The 255-nt window shown below is 55.3% G+C and carries 1 protein-coding gene; it reads right to left on the bottom strand.

Annotated elements, in window-relative coordinates; genetic code table 11:
* Positions 1–255 (bottom strand): MarR family winged helix-turn-helix transcriptional regulator (locus tag K3A84_RS20695; RefSeq protein WP_449867103.1); only part of this gene is annotated, 255 nt, incomplete at both ends.

Here is a 255-nt window from a genome sequence, read left to right as displayed (position 1 = left end):
CCCGTGCTGCATCATGTTGTTGATTATCGACACAGTCGTGTTTTCTGTGACGTTGGTCATGTCGCTCAGATATTTCTGGGTGACGCCGTCGCGGATCCACAGCACACGAAGGTAATACCAGAAGCCCGTCTTTAGATCGTGCTTCGCCAGCATCGCATTGAGCAGGCGATCGAACCGCCGATGGCAGCGCCGGACCTGATAACCAAGGCTCCATTCCGGATTGAGCTGGGCGGGCCTGTTGGACAAATGCACTCT

Origin of the sequence: Novosphingobium percolationis, assembly GCF_020179425.1 — a bacterium.
Lineage (GTDB): Bacteria > Pseudomonadota > Alphaproteobacteria > Sphingomonadales > Sphingomonadaceae > Novosphingobium > Novosphingobium percolationis.
The sequence above is the reverse complement of the archived record's forward strand: the minus strand, read 5'-3'. Positions and strand labels throughout refer to the sequence as shown.